Below are 2066 nucleotides of genomic sequence, written 5' to 3' on the forward strand. Positions count from 1 at the left end.
ATCTTGATTTGACAAGGACGCGTCGCTTGCCGCAGGTCTCCTCGCGAGCCATGCAGGACATCGACCCCCTCCCCGACGCCGACAGCGAACCGGCGATCCCGCCGGCCGAGTCGCTCGCGCAGCGACGTCAGTCGGCGCAAGACCGCAAATGGCCGGTGGCGATTGTCGTCTCCGGCTTGCTCCATGCCGCCGCCGCGGCGGCGTTTTTCATCGCGCCCGCCGGAACCTTCGACCCCCTGGACGCGATTCAGGCCGAGGGCAGCAGCCAGTCAGGCGCCGACGCCCAGGGCAGCGCCCTCAATGACGCGATGTCCGGCGCGGTGGATGTAACCTTGGTGGCGGACCTGCAGCCGGTTAAGCGCCAAGCAGTCCAGCCCACTCCGCCGACCGAAGCGCCGCAACCGGCCAGCCAACCTGTAACGCCTCAGCCTGCGGCTGAAGCCGCCCAGGAGCCTGCATCCACGCCCGATATGCTGACGGCCGCCACAGTGCGCCAAGACGATCAGAGCGTGCCCATGGCCGGCGAACAGGCGCCCGCGATCGAGCCGCAAAGCCCCGATGCGTCGCCTGCCGAACCCGAGCACCCACCGGCCGCGGCCGCAACGTCGAGCGCACCGGCAGGATCAGGCCAACCCGTTGAGACGCGCGGCACGGAAACAGCGGATGGCGACGCACGCGATGCGCCGACCATCGCCAGCAAGGGTAAGATGAAGGCCGCCGCCGGCAATGCCCTGGAATCCCGCTACAGCGGCGAAATTCAAAAGAGGCTCGCCCGCGCCAACCGCCGCGTTTCAAAATCGGTCCAGGCAAAGGCCCGCAACAACGCCAGGGTGGTGTTTGTCGTCATGGCCGACGGCAGCATCAGCGACCTGCAGCTCGCCGAAAGTTCCGGCTCCGCCGAGCTCGATCAATTCGCTTTGACGCTGGTGCGCAAGCAGGCACCGTTCCCTCCCATTCCACCCGAGACGGGAAGATCAAGTTGGGTGTTCAAAGCGCGGATCGGTCCCTTTTGAGACCCGGTTGAAGCCATCCTGAACGCCACAATTCATGCAATTCGAGGAAACCAATGTACATCGCCATGAACCGCTTCAAGGTCCAGAACGGCTCTGAGGAAGCCTTCGAGGACGTCTGGAAGAACCGCGATTCCAGCCTCTCCGAAATGAAGGGTTTCAGGGAATTCCACCTGCTTCGCGGGCCGGTCAACGAGAGCGAGGGCTATACGCTGTTTGCCTCGCACACGGTCTGGGCAAGCCAGGAGGATTTCGTCGCCTGGACGAAGTCGGAAAACTTCCGCGCCGCCCATCGCAACGCCGGCGGCTCGAAGGTGCACTATCTCGGCCACCCGCAATTCGAAGGCTTTTCGGTCGTCGAAGGCGCTTGAACGCACCTGCGCCTAACTCGTCTCGAACCGACTATGCGGCGGCAAGCAGGCTGGCGTTCCCACCTGCCGCTGTCGTGTCGACGCAGACCGCGCGCTCATGCGCGTAGGCGGCCGGGTTGAGCACTTCGCTGACCAGCGGCACGATCGGCCCGGCGCGGTCGGCGATCACCTTGCGCACGATGCGCGCCGCTTCCGGCGTGCCGGAGAAGGCGACGACATCGACGCGCAGTGAGCGCGCCTCGACCGGGTCCGGCCGGCCGTCGATGGCTGCCAGCGGCAGGCCCTTGCCGGTCAGTGCCGAGAGTGCTGCCGGCGCGCCCGGCGCCACGGCAAGCACCGCGTTGCCGGCGGCGAGCGCCTGGATCGTCTGGGCAAGCAGCGTCTCGGTGTCCGGGCCGAGGCAAAGCACCCGGCCGCGCGGCGCCAGCGACAGCGTGTTGGCTTCGCCGGTCGGTCCAGGCAGGTCGACCTGGCCGAAATCGAGGCTGGCGGCCGCGGCGATCGCCGCCGCGCCCTTGCCGCGCAGATGCTTCCTCAGGATCGCGACGCGGTCCGGCCGCGTCGACCAGCCGCCCAGCGTCGGATCGGGCAGATTGTCGGCAAGCTCGGTCGCGGTCACCTTGTGACCATCGGCAACCTCGGTTCCGGCCTCAGGCCCCTTGCGGAAGCGGCGCAGGTAATGCGG

At 67.3% G+C, this 2066-nt stretch carries 2 protein-coding genes and 1 pseudogene; 2 read left to right on the plus strand and 1 reads right to left on the minus strand.

Going from position 1 to position 2066, the window contains the following annotated elements:
* Nucleotides 1-1013, plus strand: a 1013-nt coding sequence (locus EOA27_RS33660; RefSeq protein ID WP_245491251.1) for an energy transducer TonB, incomplete at its 5' end; no start/stop codon positions are given.
* Between the two features lie 53 nt (nucleotides 1014-1066).
* Nucleotides 1067-1381, plus strand: a complete 315-nt coding sequence (locus EOA27_RS33665; protein ID WP_126082224.1) for an antibiotic biosynthesis monooxygenase — start codon at nucleotides 1067-1069, stop codon at nucleotides 1379-1381.
* Nucleotides 1382-1412: 31 nt separating this feature from the next.
* On the opposite strand, the pseudogene EOA27_RS33670 reads toward EOA27_RS33665, so the two are convergent.
* Nucleotides 1413-2066 (minus strand): annotated as a pseudogene (locus EOA27_RS33670) (bifunctional proline dehydrogenase/L-glutamate gamma-semialdehyde dehydrogenase); the annotation flags it as partial.

The sequence above is a fragment of the Mesorhizobium sp. M2A.F.Ca.ET.037.01.1.1 genome, assembly GCF_003998075.1.
In the GTDB taxonomy this organism is placed as follows: domain Bacteria; phylum Pseudomonadota; class Alphaproteobacteria; order Rhizobiales; family Rhizobiaceae; genus Mesorhizobium.

Bases quoted from the DNA above. Each gene is read 5' to 3' on its own strand.
- EOA27_RS33665 (WP_126082224.1), top strand. From the start codon at position 1,067: ATGTACATCGCCATGAACCGCTTCAAGGTCCAGAACGGCTCTGAGGAA.